This window comes from Micromonospora sp. NBC_00617 (assembly GCF_045161355.1).
Taxonomy (GTDB): Bacteria; Actinomycetota; Actinomycetes; order Mycobacteriales; family Micromonosporaceae; genus Micromonospora.
Map to the genome: position 1 here is coordinate 6,620,665 of NZ_CP107751.1, position 26,792 is coordinate 6,647,456.

The window sequence follows — 26,792 nt, forward strand, 5'->3', positions numbered from 1 at the left end:
GCGGGCATACGGATAGAGGGAACAAGGGGTTACAGCGATGCCAGGAAAGGGCGACGCTCCGGTGCTTCCGGGCGCGCGGGCGGTTGCGCGGCACGTGCGCATCTCGCCGATGAAGGCGCGCCGGGTGGTCAACCTCGTCCGCGGCCTGCCCGCGAAGGAGGCGCTCACGGTGCTGCAGTTCGCGCCGCAGGCTGCGAGCGAGCAGGTGTACAAGGTGCTCGCTAGCGCGATCGCCAACGCGGAGAACAACGAGCGGCTGGACCCCGACGCGCTGCTCGTCAGCGAGGCGTTCGTGGACGAGGGCCCGACGATGAAGCGGTTCCAGCCGCGGGCACAGGGTCGGGCGTACCGGATCCGCAAGCGCACCTGCCACATCACCGTGGCGGTCGAGGCGGTCGCGCCGGCAGCGCCGAGGAAGGCCGCGGCGAAGAAGGCCGCCCCGGCCACGGAGGCCGCACCGGCCGAAGCGCAGAGCAAGACGGAGGACGCCGAGTAATGGGTCAGAAGGTTCACCCCACTGGGTTCCGGCTCGGCATCTCGACCGACTGGAAGTCCCGTTGGTTCGCGGACAAGCTCTACAAGGACTACATCGGCGAGGATGTCAAGATCCGCCGCATGATGTCCAAGGGCCTCGAGCGTGCCGGGATTTCCAAGGTCGACATCGAGCGCACCCGCGACCGCGTCCGCGTCGACATCCACACCGCCCGGCCGGGCATCGTCATCGGCCGTAAGGGTGCGGAGGCCGACCGGATCCGCGGCGAGCTCGAGAAGCTCACCGGCAAGCAGGTCCAGCTGAACATCATCGAGGTGAAGAACCCCGAGTCGGACGCTCAGCTCGTCGCGCAGGGCGTGGCCGAGCAGCTGTCCAGCCGGGTCAGCTTCCGTCGGGCGATGCGCAAGGCCATGCAGTCGGCCATGAAGAACCCGGTCTGCAAGGGCATCCGGGTTCAGGTCTCGGGTCGCCTGGGCGGCGCCGAGATGAGCCGGACCGAGTTCTACCGCGAGGGCCGGGTTCCGCTGCACACGCTGCGGGCCAACATCGAGTACGGCTTCTTCGAGGCCCGTACCACCTTCGGCCGGATCGGCGTGAAGGTCTGGATCTACAAGGGCGACGCGGTTCCGGGCCGGGAGGCTCCGGCCGAGGCCGGTCCGTCGCGCCCGCGCCGTGGTGAGCGTGGCGACCGTCCCGAGCGTCCGCGCCGTGGCCGGTCCGGTTCGTCCGGCACGACCGCTGGTGGCACCGAGGCCGGTCGGGCTGCTGCGACCACCATCGCGCAGCAGGCCGAGACGCCGAGTGGCGAGCCGGTCGACAGCGCTGCTGTCGCGGCTGCGGCTGCTCCGGCAGAAACGCAGCAGGAGGGCTGACAGATGCTGATGCCGCGCAAGCCCCCGAAGGGCTTCCGCAAGCCGCACCACCCGGACCGCAGTGGCGCGTCCAAGGGTGGTAACCGGGTGGTGTTCGGCGAGTTCGGGATCCAGGCTCTCGAGCCGGCGTACGTGACCAACCGCCAGATCGAGTCGGCGCGTATCGCGATGACCCGTCACATCAAGCGTGGCGGCAAGGTCTGGATCACGATCTTCCCGGACCAGGCCCTCACCAAGAAGCCTGCCGAGACCCGGATGGGTTCCGGTAAGGGTTCGCCGGAGTGGTGGGTCTCCAACGTCAAGCCGGGTCGGATTCTCTTCGAGATGTCCTTCCCCAACGAGCAGATCGCGCGAGAGGCCATGCGCCGCGCGATCCACAAGCTCCCGATGAAGTGCCGCATTGTTACGCGCGAAGTGGGTGAATCCTGATGGCAGCGGGCGTTAAGGCGACCGAGCTGCGTGAGCTCTCCGAGGAGGAGCTGGTCACGAAGCTGCGGGAGGCCAAGGCGGAGCTGTTCAACCTCCGCGTGCAGGCCGCAACCGGGCAGCTGGACAACAACCGGCGGCTGCAGGTCATCCGTCGGGAGATCGCCCGGATCTACACGATCATGCGCGAGCGCGAGCTGGGGCTCTCGGCCGCGCCGACTGAGGTGACTGCATCATGACCGAGAACACCACCACTGACGCCACCCGCGCGCGCCGCAAGGTTCGCGAGGGCCTGGTGGTCAGCGACAAGATGGACAAGACCGTCGTGGTCGAGGTCGAGGACCGGGTTCGGCACGCGCTGTACGGCAAGATCATGCGTCGTACCAGCAAGCTGAAGGTGCACGACGAGCAGAACGCCGCCGGCACCGGCGACCGGGTCCTGATCATGGAGACCCGGCCGCTGAGCGCCACCAAGCGTTGGCGGATCGTGGAAATCCTGGAAAAGGCCAAGTAGCGAAGGCTCGAGCTCGCCCGGCGTTGCGTCGGGCGTAGGTTCCGCCAGGCTCCGGCCGGCCGCTAGGGCGGCCGGAGAACCGGCAGACATAGGAGATAGACGTGATTCAGCAGGAGTCGCGACTGCGCGTCGCCGACAACACGGGTGCTCGGGAGATCCTGTGCATCCGGGTTCTCGGTGGCTCCGGTCGGCGCTACGCGAGCATCGGCGACGTCATCGTGGCCACGGTCAAGGACGCGATCCCGGGTGCCGGTGTGAAGAAGGGCGACGTCGTCAAGGCGGTCATCGTCCGCACCGCCAAGGAGAAGCGGCGGCCGGACGGCTCGTACATCCGCTTCGACGAGAACGCCGCCGTCATCATCAAGGACGGCGGAGACCCGCGCGGTACCCGCATCTTCGGCCCGGTGGGCCGGGAGCTGCGGGACAAGCGGTTCATGAAGATTATTTCCCTCGCGCCGGAGGTGTTGTGACCGTGAAGGTCAAGAAGGGCGACACGGTCGTCGTCATCGCCGGCAAGGACAAGGGTGCCAAGGGCAAGGTCATTCAGGCCTACCCGCGGCAGGACAAGGTCCTGGTCGAGGGCGTGAACCGGGTCAAGAAGCACACCCGCATCAGCACCACCCAGCGTGGCGCCAAGACCGGCGGCATCGTCACCCAGGAGGCCCCGATCCACGTCTCGAACGTGCAGGTCCTGGACTCCGACGGCAAGCCGACGCGCGTCGGTTACCGGATCGACGACAACGGCCAGAAGGTCCGCATCGCGCGTAGCACCGGTAAGGACCTGTGATGACCACGGCTACCGAAAAGACCATGCCGCGCCTCAAGGAGCGGTACCGCAACGAGATCGTGGCCCAGCTGCGTGAGCAGCACAGCTACGGCAACCCCATGCAGGTGCCGCGGCTGGTCAAGATCGTCGTCAACATGGGTGTCGGCGAGGCTGCTCGCGACGCCAAGCTGATCGACGGCGCGGTCCGTGACCTCGCCACGATCACCGGCCAGAAGCCGCAGGTGCGGCGGGCGACCAAGTCCATCGCGCAGTTCAAGCTCCGCGAGGGCATGCCGATCGGCGCGAAGGTGACCCTCCGCGGCGACCGGATGTGGGAGTTCCTGGACCGGCTGCTGTCCATCGCGCTGCCGCGTATCCGCGACTTCCGCGGTCTGGACGGGCGCAAGCTGGACGGGCACGGGAACTACACGTTCGGCCTGACCGAACAGTCGGTGTTCCACGAGATCGACCAGGACCGGATCGATCGCCAGCGGGGCATGGACATCACGGTGGTCACCACCGCCACGACCGACGACGAGGGCCGGGCGCTGCTCAAGCTCCTGGGCTTCCCGTTCAAGGAGAACTGAGATGGCCAAGAAGGCGCTGATCCTCAAGGCGGCCGCGAAGCCGAAGTTCTCGGTTCGCGCGTACACCCGCTGCCAGCGGTGCGGGCGTCCGAAGGCGGTCTACCGCAAGTTCGGGCTCTGCCGGGTCTGCATCCGGGAGATGGCCCACCGCGGTGAGCTGCCGGGTGTGTCCAAGGCTTCCTGGTAAGGGCGACCGCGTCCCGGCTGCCGGCCGGGAACTCCTGCACCGATTAGGTATTGCTCTTCGCCGTAGGCCCGGGGCTGATGCCCCGGGAACCCCGGCGAGAAAGGCTGACGAAATCCATGACGATGACCGACCCGATCGCAGACATGCTCACGCGTCTGCGTAACGCCAACCAGGCGTACCACGATCAGGTGAAGATGCCCTACTCCAAGATCAAGGCGAACATCGCCGAGGTCCTGAAGGCCGAGGGTTACATCGCCACCTGGTCGGTCGAGGAGCCCGAGGAGGGCGCCGTCGGCAAGCGACTGGTCGTCGAGCTGAAGTACGGCCAGAACCGGGAGCGGAGCCTGGCCGGCATCAAGCGCGTGTCCAAGCCCGGTCTCCGGGTGTACGCCAAGTCGGACGGGCTCCCGCGGGTGCTCGGTGGGCTGGGCGTGGCGATCATTTCGACGTCCCAGGGGCTGCTGACCGACCGGCAGGCCCGCAAGCGGAGTGTTGGCGGGGAAGTCCTCGCCTTCGTCTGGTAACGGGAGACTGGTAGAAATGTCGCGAATTGGACGTAAGTCGATCCCGGTACCAGCCGGCGTCGACATCACGATCGACGGGCAGACCGTCAAGGTCAAGGGCCCGAAGGGCGAGCTCCAGCACACGATCGCCGACCCGATCACGGTCGAGCGCGCGGAGGACGGGCAGCTGAACGTCAACCGCCCGAACGACGAGCGCAAGGCCAAGGAGCTGCACGGCCTGAGCCGTACCCTGGTCGCCAACATGATCGTCGGCGTGACCGAGGGCTACCGCAAGAGCCTGGAGATCGCCGGCACCGGTTACCGGGTCACCGCCAAGGGTTCGGACCTCGAGTTCGCGCTCGGGTTCTCGCACCCGGTGGTCGTTCCCGCGCCGGCGGGCATCACCTTCACGGTGGAGCGACCGACCCTGTTCCACGTGGCCGGCATCGACAAGCAGCAGGTCGGTGAGGTCGCCGCCAACATCCGGAAGATCCGTCCGCCGGAGCCCTACAAGGGCAAGGGCGTGAAGTACCAGGGCGAGGTCATCCGCCGCAAGGCTGGAAAGGCAGGTAAGAAGTGAGCGCCACGCTGCTCAAGCGCCGCCGCGGCGTCGCCGCCAAGCGCGCCGTTGGGCGTGCGCGTCGGCACTTCCGCGTCCGCAAGAACGTCAGCGGTACGGCCGAGCGTCCGCGCCTGGTCGTCACCCGTTCGCTGCGGCACATGGTTGCCCAGATCGTCGACGACACCAAGGGTCACACCCTGGCGTCTGCGTCGACCCTGGACTCCTCGCTGCGCGGTGCCGAGGGCGACAAGAGCGCCCTCGCCGGCAAGGTGGGCGCCCTGCTCGCCGAGCGGGCCAAGGCCGCCGGCGTCTCCAAGGTCGTCTTCGACCGCGGTGGCAACCGGTACGCGGGGCGGGTCGCAGCGCTTGCCGACGCCGCCCGCGAAGCCGGGCTCGAGTTCTAACAACCCCGTCACGAGAGATAAGGAAGGCTGCTGATGCCAGGTCAACAGCGCCGTGGCGGCGGGTCCGGTGGCAACGAGGGTGGTCGCCGCGACAACCGCCGTGAGGGCGGCCGCGGAAACGCGCCCGTCGAGAAGACCCCGCACCTTGAGCGGGTCGTCGCGATCAACCGCGTCGCCAAGGTCGTGAAGGGTGGTCGTCGCTTCAGCTTCACCGCCCTGGTGATCGTGGGCGACGGCGACGGCACGGTCGGCGTGGGCTACGGAAAGGCCAAGGAGGTGCCCGCGGCGATCGCCAAGGGCGTCGAGGAGGCCAAGAAGCACTTCTTCAAGGTCCCGCGGATCGGTCAGTCGATCCCGCACCCGGTGACCGGTGAGGACGCCGCTGGCGTCGTGCTGCTCAAGCCGGCCTCGGCCGGTACGGGTGTCATCGCCGGTGGTCCGGTGCGCGCCGTGCTGGAGTGCGCCGGGATCCACGACGTGCTCTCCAAGAGCCTCGGCTCGTCGAACCCGATCAACATCGTGCACGCCACCGTGGCGGCCCTGAAGGGGCTTGAGTCCCCCGAGCAGGTCGCGGCGCGTCGTGGCCTGCCGGTGGAGGACGTCGCGCCGGCCGCCATGCTGGCGTCGCGTGCGGGGGTGGCGCACTGATGGCACGTCTGAAGGTCACCCAGGTCCGATCCAACATCGGGACCAAGCAGAACCAGCGTGATTCGCTGCGTTCGCTCGGTCTCAAGCGGATCAACGACGTGGTGGTCAAGGAGGACCGGCCCGAGATCCGCGGCATGATCTTCACTGTGAACCACCTCGTGAAGGTCGAGGAGGTCGAGTAATGACGATCAAGGTGCACCACCTGCGCCCGGCGCCCGGTTCCAAGACCGCGAAGACCCGTGTGGGTCGTGGTGAGGGTTCCAAGGGCAAGACCGCTGGTCGCGGTACGAAGGGCTCCAAGGCCCGCAAGAACATCTCGGCGGCGTTCGAGGGTGGGCAGATGCCCATTCACATGCGCCTGCCGAAGATGAAGGGCTTCAAGAACAAGTTCAAGGTGGTCTTCCAGGTGGTCAACCTGGACCGGCTCGCCGAGCTGTTCCCGAACGGCGGCCAGGTCGGCCCGCTCGAGCTGGTCGAGGCCGGCGCGGTCCGCAAGGGTCACCCGGTCAAGGTCCTCGGCACCGGGGACCTTGGCGGGGTGGCGCTCCAGGTGTCGGCGCACGCGTTCAGCGCGTCGGCCAAGGAGAAGATCGCCGCCGCCGGTGGCTCTGTCACCGAGCTGTAAGGCGTACGACCTCGGCGCCCGTCAGTTGTGAGTAACTGGCGGGCGCCTAGGTCTGCCTGGGGCGTGTGCGCCCGGTAATATCGGATTCGGTTTATGTAGCCGGGCACACCTGCCCGGAGCGGGACAGGGCTGTTAGAGTCCCATCCCAGCCATGGATTGCGGGCACTCGCCCGTGATCCACCCCCACCCGCCAGGGTTCACCGGCGGCCCGCCTCGCGCAGGAGGAAGAAGTTGCTGTCCGCCTTTCTCAGTGCGTTCCGTACGCCTGACCTGCGCAAGAAGCTGCTGTTCACAGTAGGCATCATTGCGGTCTACCGGCTGGGTGCCACGCTCCCCAGCCCGGGCGTCTCGTACGGCAACGTGCAGAAGTGCCTCGACTCCATCTCTGGTGCGACGACGGGCCCGCTGAATCTGCTCAACCTCTTCTCCGGCGGGGCGCTGCTCCAGCTCTCGGTCTTCGCGCTGGGCATCATGCCCTACATCACCGCGTCGATCATCCTGCAGCTGCTGACCGTCGTGATCCCGCGTCTGGAGCAGCTCCGCAAGGAGGGCCAGGCCGGCCAGGCGAAGATCACGCAGTACACCCGCTACCTGACGCTCGGTCTCGGCGTGCTGCAGGCCTCGGCTTTCGTGGCCCTGGCCCGCTCGGGGCAGCTGTTCCAGAATCGCTGCGACCAGTTCCCGATCATCCCCGAGGGCACCGGCATCCCGGACTGGCTGACCCTGTCCGTCCTGGTGACCACCATGACCGCCGGCACCGGCATGGTCATGTGGCTCGGTGAGCTGATCACCGACCGGGGCGTCGGTAACGGCATGTCCGTTCTGATCTTCACCTCGATCGCGGCCCGGCTGCCCGGCGAGGGCTGGCAGATCAAGACCAGCCAGGGCTGGGGCAAGTTCGCCCTCGTCATCGCGCTGGTTCTGGTGGTCATCACCGCGGTCACCTTCATCGAGCAGGCGCAGCGTCGGATTCCGGTGCAGTACGCCAAGCGGATGATCGGCCGGCGGATGTACGGCGGCACCTCGACCTACATCCCGCTGAAGGTCAACCAGGCGGGTGTCATCCCGGTCATCTTCGGTTCGTCGCTGCTGTATCTCCCGCAGTTGGCGCTCCAGTTCTTCGACCAGAACAACCCGGGCAAGGCCCAGGCGTGGATCCAGAACAACCTGGTCGCTCCGAACAGCCCGATCTACATCTCGGTCTACTTCCTGCTGATCATCTTCTTCACGTACTTCTACGTCTCGATCACGTTCAACCCGACCGAGGTCGCGGACAACATGAAGAAGTACGGCGGGTTCGTGCCGGGTATCCGGCCGGGCAAGCCGACGGCCGACTACCTGGACTTCATCCTCAGCCGGATCACCCTGCCGGGCGCGCTCTACCTCGGCATCATCTCCATCCTGCCGAACTTCTTCTTCATCTGGCTGGACAGCCAGCAGTACCAGAACTTCCCGTTCGGTGGCACCGCTGTGCTCATCATGGTCGGCGTCGGTCTGGAGACCGTGAAGCAGATCGAGAGCCAACTCATGCAGCGGAACTACGAAGGGTTCCTGCGGTAGATGAGACTCGTTCTGGTTGGCCCGCCGGGTGCGGGTAAGGGCACGCAGGCAGAGTTCGTCGCCGCGCACCTGTCGGTACCCAAGATCTCGACTGGAGACATCTTCCGCTCGAACGTCACCCAGGGCACGCCGCTCGGCGTCGAGGCGAAGCGTTACATGGACGCAGGCGAGCTGGTTCCGGACGAGGTCACCATCAACATGGTCCGGGACCGGCTCGCCGAGCCGGACGCCAGCGAGGGTTTTCTGCTCGACGGCTTCCCGCGGACGACTCCGCAGGCCGCCGCTCTGGACAAGCTCCTCGCCGATCTGGGCACCGCCCTGGATCTGGTCCTGGAGCTGGTGGTCGACGACGACGAGGTGATCCGGCGGCTCTCCGGCCGGCGCACCTGCCGGGGTTGCGGCAAGATCTGGCACGTCGAGTTCGACGCCACCACCCGGCCGGGCATCTGTGACCGGTGCGGCGCCGAGCTGTTCCAGCGCGACGACGACAAGCCGGAGACCATCGCCACCCGCCTGCGGGAATACAGCGAGAAGACCGCGCCTCTGGTCGACTACTACGGCGCCCAGGGCAAGCTGGTCGGGATCGACGCCACCGGCCCGGTGGAGGACGTCACCACCCGGGCCATCGACGCCCTGCGGTCGTACGGCGGCTGAGGTTCTCCCCGCGCCGCCGTGGATAGAGTGCGAACAGCGGGGTACGCGAGACGTGCCCCGCTGAATAGCCACGAAAGGTAACCGCTCCATGCGTCGTCCCCAGCTGGACATCCAGCTGAAGACCCCTGACCAGATCGAGAAGATGCGTGCGGCCGGGCTCGTGGTCGCCGAGGCCCTGCGCCGGATGCGCGAGGCGGTGGCCCCGGGCGTGAGCACGGCGGATCTGGACGCCATCGCCGAGTCGACGATCCGCGAGGCGGGCGCCGTCCCGTCCTTCAAGGGCTACCACGGCTTCCCGGCGTCGATCTGCTCGTCGGTCAACGAGCAGATCGTGCACGCCATCCCCTCGCCGGAGCAGGTGCTCGCCGAGGGCGACCTCATCTCGATCGACTGCGGCGCGGTGCTCAACGGGTGGCACGGGGACTCGGCCATCACCGTCGGGGTGGGCGACGTCGACCCGGCGCTGCTCAAGATGGCCGAGGTCGCCGAGGACGCGATGTGGGCGGGCATCGCCGCCGCGGCGCGCGGAGCGGCCAGTGGCAAGGGGCGGCTCACCGACATCTCGTACGCCGTGGAGACGGCGGTCCGCAAGGGCGGCCGGTACGGCATCGTCGACGGCTACGGCGGCCACGGCATCGGCACCGAGATGCATCAGGACCCGCACGTGCTCAATCACGGCCGGCCGGGCAAGGGGCCGCGTCTGGTCCCCGGTATGGCGCTGGCGATCGAGCCCATGATCACCATGGCGTCCCCGCGTACGGTCGAACTGGCCGACGGTTGGACGGTCGTCACCCGGGACGGGTCGGTCGCGGCGCACGTCGAGCACTCGATGGCGCTGTTGCCCGACGGTGTGTGGGTGCTCACGGCCTTCGACGGGGGCCGCGCCCGACTGGGTGACCTGGTCACCGCCCGCCAACCCGCAGAAACCAGAACCCCCTGACCCATCCCGTCCGATGATCATGAAGTTGTTGCCCTGACACGCCGGTGAGGTTGGCAACAACTTCATGATCAACCAGTGTCGGAGGTCGGGCGGACTGGCGCGGCGGTGGCATGCTTGCCGGCATGGACGGGCGCGACGGGATGCGAGCCGCGGACGCGGACCGTGAGGTGGTGGCCGACCGCTTGCGGGCCGCCCTCGGCGAGGGGCGGTTGGACCTGCACGAGTACGACGAGCGGGTGCAGCGTGCCTACGCGGCGCGCACGTACGCCGAGCTGGACGCCCTGCTCACCGATCTGCCCCCGGTGGCACCGCCGGAGCATTCGGCCCTGCGGCCAGCCAGCGCGCCGGCTGAGCCACCCGTCGGACGGCTCGGCTCGCTCCGGCGCGGCCACGTCATTCGTTGGCTGGCCGAGGTGTGGCTGCCGTACGTGCGGGTGGTCGCCATCGTGGTGACCGTCTGGGGCGTGACCTCGCTGCTGAGCCAGGAACTGCTCTACTTCTGGCCGGCGTGGGTGGCCGGGCCCTGGGGCGCGGCGCTGGTGCTCCGGACGGTCGGCGGGCTGGTTGGGGGAGAGCCCCGCCGCCAGGCGATCGAGCGGGAGCGCAAGCGGGCCAAGCGAGAGCGCCGCCGGGAGTTGCGCACCGAGGGGTCAGAAGACCCCGGACCCAGAACCTGACCCACTCCAGCCCCGCAGTCGATGATCATGGACTTGGTGTCGTCGATCGCGGTGTTGCGACCCGACAGTCTCATGATCGATATTCGGTGGAGCGCGGGTCTGCGGAGATCATCGGAGGGCTGGGCGGGGGAGCGGGGGCCGACGCGAGGCTGCCGTGGGTGGCCGGTTTGGCGACGGCGTGCAGGTCGGCGTACACTTTCTGTTCGGCGCACAGCGTCCACTCCGGCATGCCCACCCTGCGCTTCGGTGGGAGTCCGGAGCCGCGGCTGGCGCGGGCTTCTGATCATGGTCAGTTTCCCGTGTAAGACGTTGTGGGCCGCCCGGAGCAATCGACGTCAGGACAGCGGAGGACATGCCGAAAAAAGACGGAGCCATTGAGATCGAGGGTCGGGTCATCGAGCCCCTGCCGAACGCCATGTTCCGGGTGGAGCTCGCGAACGGCCACAAGGTGTTGGCTCACATCAGCGGCAAGATGCGACAGCACTACATCCGCATCCTGCCGGAGGACCGGGTCGTCGTCGAACTTTCGCCGTACGACCTGACCCGCGGGCGCATCGTCTACCGCTACAAGTAGTCCTGACGGCGGCCGGGAAGTCCCTGTCCGTCTTCGACGTCCGGTCTCGCGCATCGCGCGTCCCCGGGCCAGATGGGAAGTAAGGCAACCGTGAAGGTCAAGCCGAGCGTCAAGAGGATCTGCAACAAGTGCCAGGTGATCCGCCGGCACGGCCGGGTCATCGTCATCTGCGCCGACCCGCGCCACAAGCAGCGCCAGGGCTGAACCAGTCCCACCGGTCGTGAAACGGCCGGTCGGATCGGTCCGGGCCGCAGATCCAGGCAGCACATCAACAGCTCGTCCCAGCCGCGAGCGGTACGCAGCGCGTACTCAATCGTGGTTGACCCCCGGTCGGAGGCCGGGGCCCGCTCGGGCAGCGACCGATCCCGGTCGCCGGCGCTGACAGCGTCGGAAAGACGGGACGGCCGGTAGCGGGATGGGACGGGTCCACACCTCCGCCACACATCACGAGGAGTACGCCCGCACATGGCACGTCTAGTCGGCGTGGATCTCCCCCGCGAGAAGCGGATGGAGATCGCGCTCACCTACATCTTCGGGGTCGGTCGCACCCGCGCCCTGGAGACACTCGCCGCCACCGGCATCTCGCCGGACAAGCGCGCTCGGGACCTCACGGACGAGGAGCTCGTGCAGCTCCGCGACCACATCGAGGGCAACTACAAGGTTGAAGGCGACCTGCGCCGCGAGGTCGCCGCTGACATCCGCCGCAAGGTCGAGATCGGCTGCTACGCCGGCATCCGGCACCGCCGGGGCCTGCCCGTGCGTGGCCAGCGGACCAAGACCAATGCACGGACCCGCAAGGGCCCGAAGCGGACCGTCGCCGGCAAGAAGAAGCCCGGCAAGAAGTAACTAGGAGCGCACAGACTTATGCCACCGAAGGCTCGTGCCGGAGCCGCTGTCAAGAAGGTCCGGCGCAAGGAACGCAAGAACGTCGCCCACGGGCAGGCGCACATCAAGAGCACGTTCAACAACACCATCGTGTCCATCACGGACCCGACCGGTGCGGTCATCTCCTGGGCCTCCGCTGGCCAGGTGGGCTTCAAGGGCTCCCGCAAGTCGACTCCGTTCGCCGCGCAGCTGGCCGCCGAGGCTGCCGCGCGTCGCGCCATGGAGCACGGCATGCGCAAGGTCGACGTGTTCGTCAAGGGCCCCGGCTCCGGCCGGGAAACCGCCATCCGTTCGCTGCAGGCCGTGGGCCTCGAGGTCGGGCAGATCGCCGACGTCACCCCGCAGCCGCACAACGGGTGCCGTCCGCCGAAGCGTCGCCGGGTCTGAGAGGTAGAGAGAGATGGCTCGTTACACCGGTGCAGACTGCCGCCGTTGCCGGCGGGAGAAGATGAAGCTGTTCCTCAAGGGCAGCAAGTGCGATGGCCCGAAGTGCCCGTTCGAGTCCCGGCCGTTCCCGCCCGGGCAGCACGGCCGCGGCCGCACCAAGGAGACGGAGTACCTGCTCCAGCTCCGCGAGAAGCAGAAGGCCCGCCGTGTCTACGGCGTGCTGGAGAAGCAGTTCCGTGGCTACTACGAGGAAGCCGTTGGCAAGCAGGCCAAGACCGGTGAGGTCCTCCTGCAGATCCTCGAGTCGCGGCTGGACAACGTCGTTTACCGGGCCGGCTACGCCCACTCGCGGGACATGGCCCGCCAGTTGGTCAAGCACGGTCACTTCACGGTGAACGGCAAGAAGGTCGACATCCCGTCGTACCGCGTCAAGGAGCACGACATCATCGAGGTCCGGGGCAAGAGCAAGGAGCTCACCCCGTTCGTGGTGGCGCAGGCTCAGGCCGGTTCGAAGACGGTGCCGGCCTGGCTGGAGGCAATCCCCAGCCAGATGAAGGTGCTCGTGCACTCCCTCCCGGCCCGGCAGGTCATCGACACGCAGGTCCAGGAGCAGTTGATCGTCGAGCTCTACTCCAAGTAGTCGGGCTCGTTGCGGTGGCCCGCCCTTCGGGGCGGGCCACCGGAACAGTTTGTGTCGTGGACGTCAAATAGCGGGCGTCCCGGAAGAGAAGAGACAACATGCTCATCAGCCAGCGACCCTCCCTCTCCGAGGAGTCGATCAACGAGACCCGGTCGCGGTTCGCCATCGAGCCGCTCGAGCCGGGCTTCGGCTACACCCTGGGCAACTCGCTGCGGCGCACGCTGCTGTCGTCGATCCCGGGTGCGGCGGTCACCTCGATCAAGATCGACGGCGTGCTGCACGAGTTCACCACGATCCCCGGTGTCAAGGAGGACGTGGTCGAGCTCGTCATGAACATCAAGGAGCTGTGCGTCAGCTCCGAGCACGACGAGCCGGTCAGCATGTACCTGCGCAAGCAGGGCCCGGGCGACGTGACGGCGGGCGACATCCAGCCCCCGGCCGGCGTCTCGGTGCACAACCCGGACCTCAAGCTCGCGACCCTCAACGGCAAGGGCCGGCTCGACATGGAGCTGACCGTCGAGCGGGGCCGGGGCTACGTGACGGCTGCCCAGAACAAGCAGTCCGGCGCCGAGATCGGCCGCATCCCGGTCGACTCGATCTACTCGCCCGTGCTGAAGGTGACCTACCGCGTCGAGGCGACCCGCGTCGAGCAGCGCACCGACTTCGACCGGCTCATCATCGACGTCGAGACCAAGCCGTCGATGGGCCCGCGTACCGCGCTGGCCTCCGCCGGTTCGACGCTGGTGGAGCTGTTCGGGCTGGCCCGGGAGCTGGACGAGACCGCCGAGGGCATCGACATCGGGCCGTCCCCGCAGGACGCCCAGCTGGCGGCGGACCTCGCTCTGCCGATCGAGGAGCTGGACCTCACCGTCCGCTCCTACAACTGCCTCAAGCGCGAGGGCATCAACTCCGTTGGTGAGCTCATCGGGCGTACCGAGGCCGACCTCCTCGACATCCGCAACTTCGGTCAGAAGTCGATCGACGAGGTCAAGATGAAGCTCGCCGGGATGGGTCTCGGGCTGAAGGACTCGGCTCCGAACTTCGACCCGGCGCACGTCGTGGACACCTTCGGCGAGGCCGACTACGACACCGACGACTACCGCGAGACCGAGCAGCTCTAGTCCGCGCTGCCGCCACAACTGAGGAGCACCAAAAATGCCCACGCCCACCAAGGGCCCCCGCCTCGGCGGCAGCCCCTCGCACGAGCGGCTGATGCTCGCCAACCTGGCGACCGCGCTGTTCCAGCACGGCAAGATCCAGACCACCGAGACGAAGGCCCGTCGGCTGCGTCCGCTGGCCGAGCAGCTCATCACCAAGGCCAAGCGCGGTGACCTCGCCTCGCGGCGCCGGGTGCTGGGTGTCGTCAAGGACAAGGACGTTGTCTACGCCCTGTTCGACCAGATCGCGCCCCGGTACTCCAACCGCCCCGGCGGTTACACCCGGATCGTGAAGACCGGTCCGCGCAAGGGTGACAACGCGCCGATGGCGATCATCGAGCTGGTGGAGGAGCTTCAGGTCGCCGAGCCGAAGGTGAACAAGAAGACCGCCGCCCGCAAGGCCGCGCAGCAGGACAAGGTCGAGGCGCTCGCCCCGGCCGAGGAGGCCCCGAAGTCGGCCCCGGCCGACCAGGACTCCGAGGCGCCGGTGTCGGCATCCGGTGACACCGCCGAGGCGCGCGAGGACAGCGACCTCGCCACCGAGGAGAACAAGGCCTGACCTCGGGCATCGTTTCCGGGCCCGGCACCCCTTTCGGGGTGTCGGGCCCGACCCGTAACAGGAGGTACGAGGTGGACGAGCGGATCCGGCTGCGGCTGGACGTCTCGTACGACGGCGCCGGTTTCTCCGGCTGGGCGCCCCAGCCGACCCGGCGGACCGTCGCCGGGGTGCTCGTCGAGACCCTGGACCTGGTCCTCGGCGCGGGCACGGCGACCGGTCTGACCGTCGCGGGTCGCACCGACGCGGGGGTGCACGCCAGCGGGCAGGTCTGCCACCTGGACCTTCCCGCCCAGGTGTGGCGGCAGCATGAGGGGCGGCTGCTGCGCCGGCTCGCGCGGCTGCTCCCCACCGACGTGCGGGTACGGGCGATGTCGGAGGTGCCGGTCGACTTCGACGCCCGCTTCTCGGCCACCTTCCGGCGCTACGAGTACCGGGTGACCGACGCCCCGTACGGCGCCGAGCCGCTACGCCGGCACGAGGTGCTGGCCTGGCCGCGACCGCTGGACCTGACCGCCCTGAACGCCGCCGCGGCGGGTCTGGTCGGTGAGCACGACTTCGCCGCGTACTGCCGGCGCAAGGAGAATGCGACGACGCTGCGCGAGGTGACCCGGCTGGACTGGCGGCGCGACCCGGACGGAATCCTGGTCGCCACCGTGCAGGCGGACGCGTTCTGCCAGGCGATGGTCCGCAGCCTCGTGGGGGCGATGCTCGCGGCCGGTGACGGCCGTCGGGCGGTCCAGTGGCCGGGCAGCCTGCTCAACCGGCAGGAGCGCTCCAGCGAGGTGACGGTGGCCCCGGCGCACGGCCTCACCCTGGTCGCGGTCGGCTACCCGGCCGACCCGGCCGACTACGCCCGCCGCGCGGACCTGACGCGCCGCCTGCGCGTACCCGTCGAAGGCTGAGGCGGTCGGGGCCGCGGACGACGACGGGTGTGCCACCGGTTGGCGGCACACCCGCCGGGCGGAGGTGCGGATCAGTCTCCGGGCAGGTCGCCGTCGTCCCTGCCGCTCTGGGTTCCGCTGCCCTCGGTCGGCGCTGCCGTTGGTTGTCCGGCCGTGCCGCTGTCGGCCCGCCGTTGCAGGACTCCCCGGGTGAGGTGCGCCTCGATCATGTCGAACAGGATCTCCCGGATCTTGGCGTCGCCGGACTTGACCGCGGCTCCGTCCGTGCGGACCACCAGCGCGTACGCCAGGTAATGGCCCCGGACCTGCCAACCGACCCGTGCCGGGGCGGTGGCCAGGACGTCGGTCTCGTCGCCGGCGGACAGCCCTCGGAACCGGCCCTGCCGGTCATCCAGGAGTTGCCGGATCCGGTCCCGGGCCCGTTCGGCGCTGACCTTGTCGGTGAGGTTGAACAGGCCGGCGGTGACCAGGTGGTCGCCGCCGGGAGCCCGCAACGTCGCCCGGACGACCTGGTTGCAGCCGAGCCGGACCAGCAAATCGGCCACCTCGTCGGTGGCGGCGACGGCGCAACTGCCGCTGGAGTGCGTCTTGAGGATCTCGTAGGCGCTCTGGCCGTCGGCGAGCTTCACCTCCTTGCCGGGAAAGAGTTCCTTCGCGGTGAGCGGCGCCTGGTCGGTGTCCCGCGAGTCGAGACCCTGCCGCTGCGCGGAGGCGGACGCGGCGACGTTCGGCTGGTACGTCGGGGTGGCCTGTGGCGTCGGGTCGTTGTCCACCAGCAGCGCGGCGGCGCCCAGGCCGCAGAGCGCGAGCAGGACCAGGACGGCCGCACCGCCGACCAGCACCTGCCAGAGTCGCCCGCCGCCGCGCCGTGCGGGCGACTCCACCGGCTGGGCGGACGTGTAGACCTGACTGCGCGGGGCCGCGACCGGGGTGCTGACGCGGGTGACCGGCGGCGGCTGGGTCGACGGCAGCATCAGCTGGTTGGGCCGGGGCAACGACGGAGGGGGAAAGCGGGACGGTGAGGGGCCGGCCGGCGGAGGCGGACCGGCGTCGAGCACGGCCAGGTCGGACCCGTGCTCCGGGTCCTCGAATGCGTCCTCTTCGGACTCGTACCGATACACCATGTCGCCCAGAGTAGGAGTTATTGTACCTTTAGGGGGTAATATTGGAGAATGCGGCTGCAGGCCGTGTCGTGGCCTGCCCGGGCCGATGCGAGAATTGCCGGCGTGACCGGCGACCATTACTTCACCGCGCAGCCCGCCAGCGACGCGCCGGCGCGCGAAGTCGAGTTCTCCGTCGCCGACCGCGACTACCAACTCGTCTCGGCCGGCGGTGTCTTCTCCGCCAGCCGCCTCGACCCCGGCACCGCAGTGCTGCTGCGCAAGGCCGAGCTGCCCACCGCCGACACCGCCGGTGCCCTGCTCGACCTCGGCTGCGGGTTCGGCCCGATCGCCTGCGTGCTGACCGACCTGGCACCGGCGGCCACCGTCTGGGCGGTCGACGTCAACGCCCGTGCCCGCGAGCTGACCGCCGCCAACGCGGCCCGGATCGGCGCCGCCGACCGGGTCCGCGCCAGCGCACCGGACGACGTGCCGGCGGACCTCCGGTTCGCGCAGCTGTGGTCCAACCCGCCCATCCGCATCGGCAAGGACGAGTTGCACGAGCTGTTGCTGCGTTGGCTACCCCGACTCGCCCCGGACGGCGTCGGCTGGCTGGTCGTCGCCCGCCACCTCGGCGGCGACTCACTGCACCGCTGGATCGTCGACCAGGGTTGGCAGGTCGAGCGGCACGCCAGCCAGAAGGGTTTCCGGGTGCTGCGGGTCACCCGGTAATTGGATGTCCCTCCCGGCCCTTTCTGGGGCAGGATCCCGGCGTGGGATACGTGGACGTGGCGGCGGTCGGGCACATCCTGCCCGACGGTCGGGAACTCTTCGCCGACGTGTCGTTCCGGGTCGGGGAGGGCAGCAAGGTCGCTCTGGTCGGGCCGAACGGCGCGGGAAAGACGACGCTGCTGAGGATGGTCGCCGGCGACCTGCCCGTGCGTACCGGCACCGTCGCGCGGGCCGGCGGGCTGGGCGTGATGCGCCAGTTCATCGGCATGATCGGCGACGAGACGACCCTGGCCGACCTGGCGCAGTCGCTGGCTCCGCCGCCGCTGCGCGACGCCGGCCGCCGGCTCGCCGAGACCGAGGCGGCCATGCGGGCGGCCGAGGTCCGCGGCAAGTTCAGCAGCGCCGCGGGCAAGGCCCAGCTGGCGTACGCCGACGCGCTCGGCGCCTGGGGCGAGGCCGGCGGGTACGACGCCGAGGTGCTCTTCGACACCGTCGCGACCATCGTGCTCAACCAGCCCTGGGACACCGTCCGGGACCGGCCGGTGCGTACCCTCTCCGGCGGCCAGCAGAAGCGCTTCGCCCTGGAGTTGCTGCTGCGCGGCCCGGACGAGGTGCTGCTGCTCGACGAGCCGGACAACTTCCTCGACGTGCCCGGCAAACGCTGGCTGGAGGCGCGGCTGCGCGAATCGACCAAGTCGGTGCTCTACGTCTCGCACGATCGCGAGCTGCTGGCCCAGAGCGCCGACCGGGTGGTGGCCGTGGAGGGCGGCAGCGCGTGGATGCACCCGGGTGGCTTCGCCAGTTGGCATGAGGCGCGGGTGGCCCGGCACGCCCGTCTCGACGAGCTGCGCCGGCGCTGGGACGAAGAACACCAGAAGCTGCGCGAGCTGATGCTGATGTACAAGCAGAAAGCGGCGTACAACGACGGGTTGGCCTCGCGCTACCAGGCCGCGCAGACCCGGTTGCGTAAGTTCGAGGAGGCCGGGCCGCCGCCCGTACCGCCGAAGGACCAGGCCATCCGGATGCGGCTGACCGGCGGGCGGACCGGCAAGCGCGCGGTCATCTGCGACCAGCTGGAGTTGGACGGCCTGACCTTCCCCTTCGACCTGGAAGTCTGGTACGGCGACCGGGTGGCGGTGCTCGGCGCCAACGGCACCGGCAAGTCGCACTTCCTGCGGCTGCTCGCCCGCGGTGGCACCGATCCCGACCCGGCGAACGGGCCGGTCGACGGGGCGGGCGCGCTCGCCCCGGTGGCGCACGACGGCAGCGTCCGGCTCGGCGCCCGGGTCCGTCCCGGGCACTTCTCCCAGACCCACGACCGACCGGAGCTGATGGGCAGGACGCTCGTCGAGATCCTCTGGCGGGGTGACGACCACCGCACCGGGATGGACCGGCACGCGGCGATGGGGGTGCTCAGCCGATATGAGCTGGCCGCACAGGGCGACCAGCGCTTCGGCACGCTCTCCGGCGGGCAGCAGGCCCGGTTCCTGGTGCTGCTGCTGGAGCTGTCCGGGGCGACCCTGCTGCTGCTCGACGAACCCACCGACAACCTCGACCTGGCCAGCGCCGAAGCGCTCGAAGCGGGCCTGAACGCGTTCGAGGGGACGGTGGTGGCGGTCACCCACGACCGGTGGTTCACCCGCTCCTTCGACCGGTTCGTGCTGTTCCGGGGCGACAGCGAGGTGGTGGAGACCCCGGAACCGGTCTGGGACGTGGGCTGAGAACGAAGGAAGGGCCCCTTACTAACGCCAGGCGTTAGTAAGGGGCCCTTCCTTCGTTGGGCATAGGGTGGATCTCGTGACTGACATGACCTATCGCCGGCTGGGCGACTCCGGGCTCGTAGTGTCCGTCGTCGGAATCGGCTGCAACAACTTCGGCCGCAAGCTCGACCTCGACGGCACCCGCGCGGTCGTGGACGCCGCCCTGGACGCTGGGATCAACCTCTTCGACACCGCCGACATCTACGGCGAGCCGCAGGGCGCCTCCGAGGAGCTGCTCGGGCAGGCGCTCAAGGGACGCCGGGACGACGTGGTGGTGGCCACCAAGTTCGGCATGGACATGAACGGCCTCAACGGGCCCGACCACGGCGCGCGAGGTGCGCGGCGCTACATCGCCCGCGCGGTCGAGGCGTCGCTGCGCCGGCTCGGCACCGACCACATCGACCTGTACCAGATGCACGAGCCCGACCCGGGCACCCCGATCGACGAGACCCTCGCGGCCCTGGACGACCTGGTCCGTGACGGCAAGGTGCGCTACCTGGGCAACTCCAACTTCGCCGGCTGGCAGATCGCCGACGCGGACTGGGTCGCCTCGTCCAACGGTCGGTCCCGCTTCATCAGCGCCCAGAACCACTACAGCCTGCTGGAGCGCTCGGTCCAGGCCGAGGTGATCCCGGCCTGCGAGCGGTTCGGCCTCGGCATGCTGCCGTTCTTCCCGCTCGCCAACGGCCTGCTCACCGGCAAGTACAGGCGCAGCGAGCAGCCGCCGGCCGGCAGCCGGCTCTCCGGCGGTGGCCGGTACGCGCAGCGGCTCGCCGCGGCCGACTGGGACACCATCGAGGCCATCGAGGCGTACGCGAACGAGCGGGGCCTGACCATGCTCCAGGTGGCGATCGGCGGGCTGGCCGCCCAGCCGGCGGTGACCTCGGTGATCGCCGGCGCCACCACGCCAGAGCAGGTGCACGCGAACGCCGCCGCCGGCACCTGGGAGCCCAGCGACGACGACCTGGCGGCGCTGCGCGCCATCCTCTGAGCGCGGCGGGCGCGTGGTCGCCTGAACGACACCGGGCCGGGCCGCTCGTCGCGGCCCGGCCCGGTCGTTGCTGTGGCGCCGGAGCGCCGGTCGGTCAGTCGGTCGGCGTGGAGGCGCGGCGGCGGCCGAACAGCATGGCCACCCCCATCGCCGCGGCGACCAGCACGAGGCCGGCTGCGGCGAACGGCCACCAGCCGGCGGCCGCCCCGCGGTCGCCGGTCCCGTCCGCAGTCACCGCGACCGGCTTGGGAGCCGGGGGTGACTGCGCCGCCCGGGCCTGCACCGTGGCGGTGGCCCCGCTCTGCAGCGGAGCGGGGGAGTTCACCGTCACCTTCCACGTGCCGGTGGAGAGCACCGGCCCGCTGCTGTAGAAACCCTGCCCCTCGGGCTGTGGCTCCAGCTGCACCGGCCCGACCCGCTGGCCGTCCGGGCCGGTGGCGGTGAGCACCAACCGCACCACCCTGTCCAGCCGACGGCCATCGGCGTACGTGGCCTGGATGGTGACCCCCTCAGCGCCGTCGCCGGCCACCGTCAGCTTGAGTTTGTCGGCCTGGGCGGCTGCCGGGGCAGCGGAGAGCAGGGTCAGGACCAGCCCGGCGAACACGGCGGCCACCACCTTGCGGATACCCGTCACGGGCATCTCCTCACTACGGATGAGGGAGGCCCCTCCCCGACACCATGGTGTCGGGGAGGGGCCTCGTCGGATCAGAGCTGGCGGCCCGGAGCGAGCCGGGTGACGTCGCCACTCAGTCGCCCGGCACCCTTGACGGGTTTGCCGTCGTTCGCCTTGACCCCGGCGTTGCTGGCCGGCGTCCCGCCGAGCCGCACCGTCATGGCGTCGGCGTCGCGGATCAGCACGTCCCGGACCTCCGCCTCGGTCACCAGCTTGGTGTCCGCGGCGAGCTTCCGGAAGGCGGTCAGTTCCTTGAGCGCCTTGTTGTCGTTGCCCGCCGCCTCGGCCTTACGGACGGCGTCGAGCTTGTTCGTCAGATCCTTGTGGGCCTTGGCCGAGAGCCGCCCCGTCGCCTTGAACCGGTCCAGCAGGTTCTGCATGTCCCGGAACGAGGTGGTGACGAAGAACCGGACCGCCGAGGTCGTCGTGTTGCCGGCCTTGTCGGTCGCGGTGACGGTCAGCTCGTGCAGGCCGAGCGGCAGCTCGTACATGGCCTGCAGGGTGCCGCTGGCGTACGCCTTGCCGTCCAGTTGGCCGACCACGGTCGCGATGCCCGAGGTCGGGTCGACGGCCTGCCAGGACACCCGAACGTCCTGGCTGTCCCCGTAGAGCTGGCCGTCGGCGATACCGGAGACCAGCAGCGTCGGCTTGGTGCCGTCGATCTTCAGGATCGCCGACTTGAGCGTCTCGGCGTTGCCCGCCTTGTCGGTGGAGCGGTACAGCAGCTCGTGCTGCCCGTCACCGGTCACCGCGACCGGCTTCGAGTACGGCGTCCACGCGCCGCCATCCAGCGACCACTCGACCGTCTTGACCCCGGAACCGGCGTCGGTCGAGGTCAGCACCACCGGGATCGTCCCGTTGTGCCAGCCCGCGTCGTTCGCCGGAGCGAACGTCGCCGTGGTGACCGGCGCGGTGGCGTCGATCTTGACCGAGACGGTCTTCGTCGACTCCACGTTGCCCGCCTGGTCCGTCGAGCGGAACCGCAGTTCGTGCTCGCCGTCCCCGCTGACCGTCACCGGAGCGGTGTAGTCGGTCCAGGTGGTGGCCCCGTCCAGCTGGTACGCCGTACCGGCCAGTCCGCTGCCGCCGGCCTCGTCGGCGGCGGTCAGGGTGACCGTCACCGGCCCGGTGTACCACCCCTCGGTGGGGGTGCCGGACACCGCCGCCGTCGTCACTGGAGCGGTCTCGTCGGTGACCACCTTGGTGCTCAGCCGGAAGTAGTCGAACGAGGCCGTCTTCGACGCCGTCTGGTTGGCGCCGAGGGTGAACAGACCGACCTTCGGGGTGGCCCCGACCGCGCTGTTGGTCAACGCCTCCAGCGTGGTCCAGGTCGTCCCGTCGGCCGAGTACGACGCCGTGAAGGTGTTGCCGCTGCGGGCCAGCCGCAGGTGCCACACCGCCGAGGTGAGGCTGGTCGCCTCCGGCTGCGGGCTCTGAACGACGCCGCCGACCTCGCTGCGGAACTCGATCCGCCGCGTCACCGTCTGGCCGGCCTGGTTGTCCGCGATGAAGTCGAACTTCAGGTAGTTGTCGTCGTCCGCCTGCACGAGCAGACCGGCCTGCTGGTACTGCTCGTTCAGCAGGCTGCCGTCGACCTTCGTCTCCAGGGTCCAGTCGCCCGAGGGCGCGGTCTGGAGGATGAAGTTCTTCGGCCCGGTGTTGTCGGTGCCGTAGATGTCACCGTTCGGCACGTCGATCCGCAACGCGCCACCGGTGACCCGGTAACCGTTCGGGTCCTCCCGCACGATGGCGTCCCACCGGCACTTGTCCAGCGTGGTGCCGGTGAACTCGTCCGACGGGTCGACCGGGCCGGCCGGAGCGTCCGGCGTGACCACGAACGAGTCGAACGCGGCGTCCACCACTGGCGCCTCGGTGCCTCCGTTGAGCGCGAAGACCCCGATCCGCGGGTTGGTGATGCCGGCGAGCGCGGCCGAGCGGCCGACCGGGGTGAACGTCTGCCCGTCGCCCGAGAACGCGGCGGTCAGGTTCGTCCCGTCGCTGGTGATCCGCAGGTACACGGTGTCACCCGCCGGCGCGGCGGCGCTGTCGGCAGCGTCGTTGCGCGGCGTCGCGGCCGTCTCCCGGATGAACTCCACCCGACGGCTGCCGTTGTAGAGCAGGTCCACCTTGGCGTAGTTGTCGTCGTCGCCGTACACCAGCAGGCCGGCCTGCTGGTAGTTGGCCGTCACCGGAAGAGTGACCTTGGTGGTCATCGTCCAGGCGCCGGTCGGCGCCGCCTGGAGCACCAGGTTGGTGGCGTCGTTGCGAGCGCCGTACAGGTCACCCACCGAGGTGGGCAGCTTCAGCGCACCGCCGCTGAGGGAGTAGAGCTGGTTCTCCCGGACCACTGTGGTCCACCGGCTCTTGTCCAGCGTGTTGCCGTTGAAGTCGTCCGATCGCGCCCCGAGGCAGGACGTGTCCGGAGCGTTCACCCGCACCGGCACCGTGGCGTACGCCTTGGCGCCCTTGCTGTCGGTCACCGTGAGGGTGGCCGTGAAGGCTCCGACGCTGGTGTACGTGTGGCTGGCGTCCAGGGTGGACGCCGTACCGCCGTCACCGAAGTCCCAGGCGTACGTCAGCGGGGTGTCGCCCTCGGCGTCGGTGGCCGTGCCGTCGAACGCGACGGTGACCGGCACGGTGCCGCTGGCCGGGGTCGCGGTGGCGGTGACCACCGGCGGCCCGTTCTCGGTGACGCCGCGGCCGACGAAGTCCATCCAGTTGACGTTGAACAGCGAGCCCGTCCCGCCGTTCGGATCGCGGGCCACGAAGTACAGCGAGCCGCTCGCGGCACCGGTGACCGGCGCGCTCACATCCGTGTACGTCTGCCACGCGCCGGTCGCCGGAACGGTGGCCGTGGCCACGACCGGTCCGTCGACCGCGCCCGCGTGGACCTCGATCCGACCGCCAGCGGCGGCCGAGGCGGCCCGGAACCGGATCTCAGTGATGTTCGTCAGGTCCGCCGGGACGACCGACCACCAGTCGCCGTCCTCGATGAACGCGATGTTCTGGCCGCCACCGGCGGTGTCGGCCCCGGCCTCCCGCTGCACGCCGGCGTCTCCGCCGCCGGTGCTGCCCGGCACCCGTCCGGTGGCCGTGAAGTACTCGGCCTGCTTCTGCTTGGGCTGCAGGATCTCGATGTCCCGGCCGGTGAGCGCACCCGCGCCGCCGGCACCACCCTTGTCGGTGTAGGTGGCCTCGAAGACAGCGAAGACGTTCGCCTCGGCGCCGTGCCCGGAGGCGAGCGACGTCTGCACCGTGCCGGTGCAGCCGGTGTGCTGCTCCAGCGGGTGGGCGTGCTCGTCGTGACCGAGCAGCACCTGGAGGTTCACCCGGGCGCAGTCGATCTGCCCGTCCTCGGGGTCGGTCACCTTGACCGTGTAGCGGACCTGGTCACCCCAGTTGAAGAAGCCACCGTCCGGCGGGAACTCGATGCTCACCGTCGGTGCGGTGTTGCCCACGGTGACCGGCACGTTGGCCACCGCGGTACGGCCCTTCGGGTTGGTCACGGTGAGCTGGGCGGTGTAGTTGCCCGCCGTGGCGTACGTGTGCGTCGGGTTGGCCTCGGTGGAGGTCCGCCCGTCGCCGAAGGTCCAGGCGTAGGTGAGCGCGCCGCCGTCCGGGTCCCGGGAGCCGGCGCTGGAGAAGGTGACCGTCAACGGCGCCGGCCCCGAGGTGGGGTTGGCGGACGCCGCGGCGATCGGTGCGCGGTCGCCGGCGGTGTAGTCGATCCGGTAGATGCCGGAGTCGTCGTTGTTGCCGCCGAAGCCCGTGCCCCACTCGATCAGGTAGAGCGCGCCGTCCGGGCCGAACTCGAAGTCCATCGGCCGGATCATCTTCATCCCGGGGAGCAGCTGGTTGATGTCCACCAACGACTTGCCGTCGGCGGTCATCTGCATCGTGTACATCTTGTTCTGGTTCCACTCGCCGAACAGCGCCTTGCCGTCGTAGTAGGCCGGCCACTTGCGGGTGGAGTTGAGGTTGGCGTCGTACCGGTAGGCCGGGCCGCCCATCGGGGCGCCACCGCCACCGATCTCCGGGTACCGCGCGTCACCGGCGTAGCCGTAGTCGACGGTGGCCGGGACGACCGGCGGGAGGTTGGTCAGACCGGTGTTGTTGGGCGAGTTGTTCACCGGCGCGGCGCAGTCGAACTTCGGCCCGCTCGGGCCGGACGGGAACGTGTAGTCGTTGTACGCCTCGTTCGTCCCGGTGCAGTACGGCCAGCCGTAGTTGCCGGGGGTCACGACGTTCCACTCGACCAGACCGCGGGGGCCCCGGTTCGGGTTGTCCGCGTTGGCGTCCGGCCCGTAGTCCCCGACGTACAGCGTGTCGGTCTTCGGGTCGGTGCCGATCCGGAACGGGTTGCGGAAGCCCATCGCGTAGATCTCGGGACGGGTCTTCTCGGTGCCCGGCGCGAAGAGGTTGCCGGCCGGGACGGTGTACGACCCGTCGTCCTCCGGGTGGATCCGGATCACCTTGCCGCGCAGGTCGTTCGTGTTGGCCGAGGTGCGCTGCGAGTCGTAGTCCTGACGGCCCGGCCGCTCGTCGAGCGGCGAGTACGCGTTCGACTCGAACGGGTTGGTGTTGTCACCGGTGGCCAGGTAGAGGTTGCCGGCGCTGTCGAAGGTCATGCTGCCGCCCGCGTGGCAGCAGGTGTTGCGCTGGGTGTCGACCCGCAGCACCTGCTTCTCGCTCGCCGGGTCGATGGTGTCGCCGGTCACCGTGAACCGGGACAGCAGGTTGCGCGTGACGCCGTCGTTCGGGGCGTAGTAGAGATACACCCACTTGTTGGTGGCGAAGTCCGGGTCGAGCCGGATGCCGATGAGGCCGTCCTCGTTGCCGGTGAAGACGTCCAGGTCGACGGCGGTGACGGTGTTGCCGGTGTCCGGCTTGATGATCTGCACCCGGCCGTCGCGCTCGATGTAGAAGACCCGCCCGTCGGGGGCGATGTCCAGCTCCATCGGGTTACTGGTGTTGCTGTCCAGGGTGATCTTCTCGAAGCTGGAGGTCTTCGAGGCGCCGCAGTCGGCGTCGACCACGCCGGCCGCCGTCTGGATGCCGCCGAGCAGATGCTTGAGGAACTCGGGCTCGGCGTACGACTCGCGGGTGTGCCCGCCGCCGGTGTACCAGGAGCGGCCACCGTCGTAGTCCTGGCACCACGCCGTCGGGTGGTCGGCGCCCATCGCGCCGGCGCCCGGGGTGTAGCTCTTCTCGTCCAGGCTGGCCAGCACGTGCACGTCCGGCCGGGGGTTGGTCTGGAAGTTGTACCACTCGTCGAACCGGGACCAGCGGTCCGGCAGGTCGGCGGTGGACGGGTGGGCGTGGTCCTCCACCTTGACGGTGGCCTGCTGGTTCTGCGGGTGGTTGGCGAAGTACGCGCCGACCAGGTCGCCGTACCAGGCCCAGCTGTACTCGGTGTCGGAGGCGGCGTGGACACCGGCGTAACCGCCGCCGGCCCGCACGTAGCGCTCGAAGGCCGCCTGCTGGTCGGCGTCGAGGACGTCACCGGTGGTGGAGAGCCAGATCACGGCCTTGTACTTGGCGAGGTTGGCGTCGGTGAACGCGGCGCCGTCCTCGGTGGTGTCCACCGTGAACCCGTTGGCCGCGCCGAGTTGCTGGATGGCGGCGATGCCGGTGGGGATGGAGTCGTGCCGGAAGCCGGCGGTCTTGGAGAAGACCAGGACGGAGTAGGGGTCGGCCGCTGCGGCCTTCGGTGCCTTCGGCGCCGCCTGGGAGAGCGGAGCCGCGACCGGCACGTCTCGCGCCGGGATCTGCGCTGCGGCCGGAGCCGCCTGCGCCGGCGACCCGAGCAGGGTCGTCGAGACGAGCGCGAGGGATAGCAGGGTAGCGGTGAGTGGTAAACGGGTACGACGAGAACGGGACACGCCGCCTCCAATGTCGCGGTGGACAGGAATCGCGGGGGCCGGCTGCCGAAGACCGTCCCGGATGGAGCCGGTGGAGACGCCGTGCCAGGGCGTCCCCGCCGGCATTTTGTCGAATCGCTGAACAAATTAATT

At 69.5% G+C, this 26,792-nt stretch carries 33 protein-coding genes; 30 read left to right on the plus strand and 3 right to left on the minus strand.

Annotated elements, in window-relative coordinates; translation table 11 throughout:
* The first annotated feature begins 37 nt into the window (after positions 1–37).
* The 27 genes from rplV to truA all read left to right on the plus strand — a co-directional run bounded on the left by rplV (position 38) and on the right by truA (position 15,522).
* Entirely contained in the window at positions 38–496 is a 459-nt protein-coding gene (gene rplV / locus OG505_RS30735; RefSeq protein ID WP_007465297.1) for a 50S ribosomal protein L22, read from the plus strand.
* Positions 496–1,365 carry a 30S ribosomal protein S3 gene (gene rpsC / locus OG505_RS30740; protein ID WP_007465294.1) on the plus strand — a complete coding sequence of 290 codons (870 nt, stop codon included), beginning with the start codon at positions 496–498 and terminating at the stop codon, positions 1,363–1,365. Before rplV ends, rpsC begins: the two co-directional genes overlap by 1 nt.
* 3 nt (positions 1,366–1,368) lie before the next feature.
* The gene (gene rplP / locus OG505_RS30745; RefSeq protein ID WP_121653126.1) at positions 1,369–1,794 is read left to right on the plus strand and encodes a 50S ribosomal protein L16; all 426 of its coding nucleotides are present in this window, start codon (positions 1,369–1,371) and stop codon (positions 1,792–1,794) included.
* Entirely contained in the window at positions 1,794–2,030 is a 237-nt protein-coding gene (gene rpmC, locus OG505_RS30750; protein ID WP_007465283.1) for a 50S ribosomal protein L29, read from the plus strand. The genes rplP and rpmC overlap by 1 nt, the downstream gene beginning before the upstream one ends.
* Entirely contained in the window at positions 2,027–2,305 is a 279-nt protein-coding gene (gene rpsQ / locus OG505_RS30755) for a 30S ribosomal protein S17 (RefSeq protein ID WP_053653938.1), read from the plus strand. Before rpmC ends, rpsQ begins: the two co-directional genes overlap by 4 nt.
* 101 nt (positions 2,306–2,406) lie before the next feature.
* A complete protein-coding gene (gene rplN, locus OG505_RS30760; RefSeq protein ID WP_015619002.1) occupies positions 2,407–2,775 on the plus strand; it encodes a 50S ribosomal protein L14 in 369 nt (122 codons plus the stop codon).
* Positions 2,772–3,092 (plus strand): 50S ribosomal protein L24, encoded by a 321-nt coding sequence (rplX, locus tag OG505_RS30765; protein ID WP_172899047.1) that lies wholly within the window; start codon positions 2,772–2,774, stop codon positions 3,090–3,092. The genes rplN and rplX overlap by 4 nt, the downstream gene beginning before the upstream one ends.
* Complete coding sequence (gene rplE, locus OG505_RS30770; protein WP_074314595.1) at positions 3,092–3,658, plus strand: 50S ribosomal protein L5; 567 nt, start codon at positions 3,092–3,094, stop codon at positions 3,656–3,658. Before rplX ends, rplE begins: the two co-directional genes overlap by 1 nt.
* A gap of 1 nt (position 3,659) precedes the next feature.
* A complete protein-coding gene (locus OG505_RS30775; protein ID WP_007073023.1) occupies positions 3,660–3,845 on the plus strand; it encodes a type Z 30S ribosomal protein S14 in 186 nt (61 codons plus the stop codon).
* A gap of 116 nt (positions 3,846–3,961) precedes the next feature.
* Positions 3,962–4,369, plus strand: coding sequence for a 30S ribosomal protein S8 (gene rpsH / locus OG505_RS30780; protein WP_007465270.1), 408 nt, complete (start codon positions 3,962–3,964; stop codon positions 4,367–4,369).
* Between the two features lie 16 nt (positions 4,370–4,385).
* Positions 4,386–4,928, plus strand: a complete 543-nt coding sequence (gene rplF, locus OG505_RS30785) for a 50S ribosomal protein L6 (RefSeq protein ID WP_007465267.1) — start codon at positions 4,386–4,388, stop codon at positions 4,926–4,928.
* A gap of 8 nt (positions 4,929–4,936) precedes the next feature.
* Positions 4,937–5,314 carry a 50S ribosomal protein L18 gene (gene rplR, locus OG505_RS30790; RefSeq protein WP_355068567.1) on the plus strand — a complete coding sequence of 126 codons (378 nt, stop codon included), beginning with the start codon at positions 4,937–4,939 and terminating at the stop codon, positions 5,312–5,314.
* 33 nt (positions 5,315–5,347) lie between these two features.
* Positions 5,348–5,962: a 30S ribosomal protein S5 gene (gene rpsE / locus OG505_RS30795; RefSeq protein ID WP_074314587.1), complete on the plus strand. Its 615-nt coding sequence runs from the start codon at positions 5,348–5,350 to the stop codon at positions 5,960–5,962.
* A complete protein-coding gene (rpmD, locus tag OG505_RS30800) occupies positions 5,962–6,144 on the plus strand; it encodes a 50S ribosomal protein L30 (protein WP_405429477.1) in 183 nt (60 codons plus the stop codon). The genes rpsE and rpmD overlap by 1 nt, the downstream gene beginning before the upstream one ends.
* Positions 6,144–6,587, plus strand: a complete 444-nt coding sequence (rplO, locus tag OG505_RS30805) for a 50S ribosomal protein L15 (protein WP_088987584.1) — start codon at positions 6,144–6,146, stop codon at positions 6,585–6,587. The genes rpmD and rplO overlap by 1 nt, the downstream gene beginning before the upstream one ends.
* 231 nt (positions 6,588–6,818) lie before the next feature.
* Positions 6,819–8,147, plus strand: a complete 1,329-nt coding sequence (secY, locus tag OG505_RS30810; protein ID WP_405429478.1) for a preprotein translocase subunit SecY — start codon at positions 6,819–6,821, stop codon at positions 8,145–8,147.
* Positions 8,148–8,801 (plus strand): adenylate kinase, encoded by a 654-nt coding sequence (locus OG505_RS30815; protein WP_007465256.1) that lies wholly within the window; start codon positions 8,148–8,150, stop codon positions 8,799–8,801.
* 88 nt (positions 8,802–8,889) lie between these two features.
* Positions 8,890–9,741, plus strand: a complete 852-nt coding sequence (map, locus tag OG505_RS30820) for a type I methionyl aminopeptidase (protein WP_405429479.1) — start codon at positions 8,890–8,892, stop codon at positions 9,739–9,741.
* A gap of 140 nt (positions 9,742–9,881) precedes the next feature.
* Entirely contained in the window at positions 9,882–10,418 is a 537-nt protein-coding gene (locus OG505_RS30825) for a DUF1707 domain-containing protein (RefSeq protein WP_405434824.1), read from the plus strand.
* A 352-nt stretch (positions 10,419–10,770) separates the two neighbouring features.
* Positions 10,771–10,992 carry a translation initiation factor IF-1 gene (infA, locus tag OG505_RS30830; RefSeq protein ID WP_007073013.1) on the plus strand — a complete coding sequence of 74 codons (222 nt, stop codon included), beginning with the start codon at positions 10,771–10,773 and terminating at the stop codon, positions 10,990–10,992.
* A 90-nt stretch (positions 10,993–11,082) separates the two neighbouring features.
* Complete coding sequence (gene rpmJ / locus OG505_RS30835; RefSeq protein WP_089005225.1) at positions 11,083–11,196, plus strand: 50S ribosomal protein L36; 114 nt, start codon at positions 11,083–11,085, stop codon at positions 11,194–11,196.
* 261 nt (positions 11,197–11,457) lie between these two features.
* On the plus strand, positions 11,458–11,838 hold the full coding sequence (gene rpsM / locus OG505_RS30840; RefSeq protein ID WP_007465236.1) for a 30S ribosomal protein S13: 381 nt from the start codon (positions 11,458–11,460) through the stop codon (positions 11,836–11,838).
* Between the two features lie 18 nt (positions 11,839–11,856).
* A complete protein-coding gene (gene rpsK, locus OG505_RS30845) occupies positions 11,857–12,264 on the plus strand; it encodes a 30S ribosomal protein S11 (protein ID WP_030329919.1) in 408 nt (135 codons plus the stop codon).
* 13 nt (positions 12,265–12,277) lie between these two features.
* Positions 12,278–12,904, plus strand: coding sequence for a 30S ribosomal protein S4 (gene rpsD / locus OG505_RS30850; protein WP_007465229.1), 627 nt, complete (start codon positions 12,278–12,280; stop codon positions 12,902–12,904).
* A 98-nt stretch (positions 12,905–13,002) separates the two neighbouring features.
* Positions 13,003–14,025 carry a DNA-directed RNA polymerase subunit alpha gene (locus OG505_RS30855; protein WP_007465227.1) on the plus strand — a complete coding sequence of 341 codons (1,023 nt, stop codon included), beginning with the start codon at positions 13,003–13,005 and terminating at the stop codon, positions 14,023–14,025.
* 34 nt (positions 14,026–14,059) lie between these two features.
* Positions 14,060–14,620 (plus strand): 50S ribosomal protein L17, encoded by a 561-nt coding sequence (rplQ, locus tag OG505_RS30860; protein ID WP_405429480.1) that lies wholly within the window; start codon positions 14,060–14,062, stop codon positions 14,618–14,620.
* A gap of 71 nt (positions 14,621–14,691) precedes the next feature.
* Positions 14,692–15,522, plus strand: coding sequence for a tRNA pseudouridine(38-40) synthase TruA (truA, locus tag OG505_RS30865; protein ID WP_405429481.1), 831 nt, complete (start codon positions 14,692–14,694; stop codon positions 15,520–15,522).
* A 71-nt stretch (positions 15,523–15,593) separates the two neighbouring features.
* On the opposite strand, the gene OG505_RS30870 is transcribed toward truA, so the two are convergent.
* Complete coding sequence (locus tag OG505_RS30870; protein WP_405429482.1) at positions 15,594–16,646, minus strand: hypothetical protein; 1,053 nt, start codon at positions 16,644–16,646, stop codon at positions 15,594–15,596.
* A 102-nt stretch (positions 16,647–16,748) separates the two neighbouring features.
* Between OG505_RS30870 and OG505_RS30875 the strand changes: the two genes are divergently transcribed.
* From OG505_RS30875 to OG505_RS30885, 3 genes are all read left to right on the plus strand, one after another.
* Positions 16,749–17,354 carry a class I SAM-dependent methyltransferase gene (locus tag OG505_RS30875; RefSeq protein ID WP_405429483.1) on the plus strand — a complete coding sequence of 202 codons (606 nt, stop codon included), beginning with the start codon at positions 16,749–16,751 and terminating at the stop codon, positions 17,352–17,354.
* 41 nt (positions 17,355–17,395) lie between these two features.
* On the plus strand, positions 17,396–19,075 hold the full coding sequence (locus tag OG505_RS30880; protein ID WP_405429484.1) for an ABC-F family ATP-binding cassette domain-containing protein: 1,680 nt from the start codon (positions 17,396–17,398) through the stop codon (positions 19,073–19,075).
* A 67-nt stretch (positions 19,076–19,142) separates the two neighbouring features.
* Positions 19,143–20,105: an aldo/keto reductase gene (locus tag OG505_RS30885; RefSeq protein ID WP_405429485.1), complete on the plus strand. Its 963-nt coding sequence runs from the start codon at positions 19,143–19,145 to the stop codon at positions 20,103–20,105.
* A gap of 94 nt (positions 20,106–20,199) precedes the next feature.
* Here the strand turns inward: OG505_RS30885 and OG505_RS30890 are convergent, their stop codons facing one another.
* Together OG505_RS30890 and OG505_RS30895 are read right to left on the minus strand one after the other, a co-directional pair.
* Positions 20,200–20,739, minus strand: coding sequence for a hypothetical protein (locus OG505_RS30890; RefSeq protein ID WP_405429486.1), 540 nt, complete (start codon positions 20,737–20,739; stop codon positions 20,200–20,202).
* A 71-nt stretch (positions 20,740–20,810) separates the two neighbouring features.
* A complete protein-coding gene (locus tag OG505_RS30895) occupies positions 20,811–26,660 on the minus strand; it encodes a ThuA domain-containing protein (RefSeq protein ID WP_405429487.1) in 5,850 nt (1,949 codons plus the stop codon).
* Between the last annotated feature and the right edge of the window lie 132 nt (positions 26,661–26,792).

Coding starts and splice junctions, on each gene's coding strand:
- rpsE (WP_074314587.1), top strand. CDS start 5,348: ATGCCAGGTCAACAGCGCCGTGGCGGCGGGTCCGGTGGCAACGAGGGT.
- rpsC (WP_007465294.1), top strand. CDS start 496: ATGGGTCAGAAGGTTCACCCCACTGGGTTCCGGCTCGGCATCTCGACC.
- OG505_RS30815 (WP_007465256.1), top strand. CDS start 8,148: ATGAGACTCGTTCTGGTTGGCCCGCCGGGTGCGGGTAAGGGCACGCAG.
- OG505_RS30775 (WP_007073023.1), top strand. CDS start 3,660: ATGGCCAAGAAGGCGCTGATCCTCAAGGCGGCCGCGAAGCCGAAGTTC.
- map (WP_405429479.1), top strand. CDS start 8,890: ATGCGTCGTCCCCAGCTGGACATCCAGCTGAAGACCCCTGACCAGATC.
- OG505_RS30855 (WP_007465227.1), top strand. CDS start 13,003: ATGCTCATCAGCCAGCGACCCTCCCTCTCCGAGGAGTCGATCAACGAG.
- rplF (WP_007465267.1), top strand. CDS start 4,386: ATGTCGCGAATTGGACGTAAGTCGATCCCGGTACCAGCCGGCGTCGAC.
- rplO (WP_088987584.1), top strand. CDS start 6,144: ATGACGATCAAGGTGCACCACCTGCGCCCGGCGCCCGGTTCCAAGACC.
- OG505_RS30825 (WP_405434824.1), top strand. CDS start 9,882: ATGCGAGCCGCGGACGCGGACCGTGAGGTGGTGGCCGACCGCTTGCGG.
- rpsK (WP_030329919.1), top strand. CDS start 11,857: ATGCCACCGAAGGCTCGTGCCGGAGCCGCTGTCAAGAAGGTCCGGCGC.
- rplP (WP_121653126.1), top strand. CDS start 1,369: ATGCTGATGCCGCGCAAGCCCCCGAAGGGCTTCCGCAAGCCGCACCAC.
- rpmD (WP_405429477.1), top strand. CDS start 5,962: ATGGCACGTCTGAAGGTCACCCAGGTCCGATCCAACATCGGGACCAAG.
- rpsQ (WP_053653938.1), top strand. CDS start 2,027: ATGACCGAGAACACCACCACTGACGCCACCCGCGCGCGCCGCAAGGTT.
- rplV (WP_007465297.1), top strand. CDS start 38: ATGCCAGGAAAGGGCGACGCTCCGGTGCTTCCGGGCGCGCGGGCGGTT.
- rpsD (WP_007465229.1), top strand. CDS start 12,278: ATGGCTCGTTACACCGGTGCAGACTGCCGCCGTTGCCGGCGGGAGAAG.
- rplQ (WP_405429480.1), top strand. CDS start 14,060: ATGCCCACGCCCACCAAGGGCCCCCGCCTCGGCGGCAGCCCCTCGCAC.
- rpsM (WP_007465236.1), top strand. CDS start 11,458: ATGGCACGTCTAGTCGGCGTGGATCTCCCCCGCGAGAAGCGGATGGAG.
- rpmC (WP_007465283.1), top strand. CDS start 1,794: ATGGCAGCGGGCGTTAAGGCGACCGAGCTGCGTGAGCTCTCCGAGGAG.
- rpsH (WP_007465270.1), top strand. CDS start 3,962: ATGACGATGACCGACCCGATCGCAGACATGCTCACGCGTCTGCGTAAC.
- rplE (WP_074314595.1), top strand. CDS start 3,092: ATGACCACGGCTACCGAAAAGACCATGCCGCGCCTCAAGGAGCGGTAC.
- OG505_RS30870 (WP_405429482.1), bottom strand. CDS start 16,646: ATGGTGTATCGGTACGAGTCCGAAGAGGACGCATTCGAGGACCCGGAG.
- infA (WP_007073013.1), top strand. CDS start 10,771: ATGCCGAAAAAAGACGGAGCCATTGAGATCGAGGGTCGGGTCATCGAG.